At 50.3% G+C, this 1228-nt stretch carries 1 protein-coding gene; it reads left to right on the plus strand.

From position 1 onward, the window contains the following. The first annotated feature begins 233 nt into the window (after window positions 1-233). Window positions 234-1199 (plus strand): IS110 family RNA-guided transposase, encoded by a 966-nt coding sequence (locus A8O25_RS22300; protein WP_066839882.1) that lies wholly within the window; start codon window positions 234-236, stop codon window positions 1197-1199. Window positions 1200-1228: the final 29 nt, after the last annotated feature.

The following is a 1228-nucleotide window of genomic DNA, read 5'->3' on the forward strand; positions in this document are numbered from 1 at the left end:
ACAATCCTATGTTTGTAAAAACTAATTAACTTGTATAAAAGAGAAGAAAGGAAGGAACAAGATTTATTATACAATAAGGCCCTTGTAAGCCTGTCTAACATGACAATCCCCTTCCTTTTCCTATTGTCACTTTGGAGAGTTCCATAAAGCCCGAGAGCTTGCATCAGGATAGATAAAGCCCCAATAGTCTTCTCCCTTTCTGTTTTTGTTAAACTTACTAAAAACCCTAAGCTATGCAAACAGTGGTCGGCATTGATGTGAGTAAAGAAACCTTGGCTGTCTGCCACCTAGTAGCCGGTGAACCCCGGCACCTGGAGGTGGAGAACGCCAAGGCCGGCTTCCGCAGGCTGCTCAAAGGCGGCGGGCCGGAGAGCTTGTATGTGATGGAAGCCACGGGTGCTTATTACATGCGCCTGGCTTATTTCCTGGTTGGGCAAGGCGCAAAAGTGGCGGTGGTAAACCCGTTGGTCATTAAGCGCTTCATCCAGATGCACCTTGGCAAGGGCAAGTCCGACCGGAAGGACGCCCAGTGGATCATGCGTTACGGACAGCAGAATGAACTGAAACTTTGGCAACCGGATGATGCGCAACTGGTGGAATGCCGGCAGCTGGAGCAGGCCATAGAACAGCTTGTCAAACAGAAAACCATGACCCTTAACTCGCTCGAGGCTTTGGAGCAGCAACCGGTAAGGAATAAGGTGACCCTGAGAACCTTAAGGCTTACGCTGCTGGTGCTGCAGAAACAGATCCGCCTGCTGGAACAGGAGTTGGACGGTCATCTGCAGGATCAGTTCAAGGAGCAGATGGAGCTGCTAAGCTCGATCCCGGGCATTGGCAGCAAAACGGCCGGTATGTTGCTTTTGTTCTTTGGCGGGTTCAGGCAGGTGACTTCTTATCGCCAACTAATTGCCAAGGCCGGGCTGTGTCCCCGGGAGTATAGCTCAGGTTCCAGTGTCCGGGGCAAAGTCAGGATTACCAAGATGGGTGGCAGCCAGATCCGCAGCAAACTGTATATGTGCAGCCTGACGGCGATGCGGGCGAACAAGGCTTGCAGAGAACTATATGAGCGGCTGGTTGCGAAAGGGAAAAACCGAAAGCTGGCCTTGATCGCTGTTTGCAACAAGTTGCTCAAGCAGGCTTTTGCCATTGTGCATTCAGGTGTACCTTATCAGCCGGATTTTAAAAGATTCTCCGCCTGATTTTATTGACTTTTAACAGAGTTCATGTT

Source organism: Rufibacter ruber (assembly GCF_001647275.1).
GTDB lineage: Bacteria > Bacteroidota > Bacteroidia > Cytophagales > Hymenobacteraceae > Nibribacter > Nibribacter ruber_C.

What these genes read in the sequence shown, in the direction of transcription:
- A8O25_RS22300 (WP_066839882.1), top strand. Translation starts at nt 234, where the DNA reads ATGCAAACAGTGGTCGGCATTGATGTGAGTAAAGAAACCTTGGCTGTC.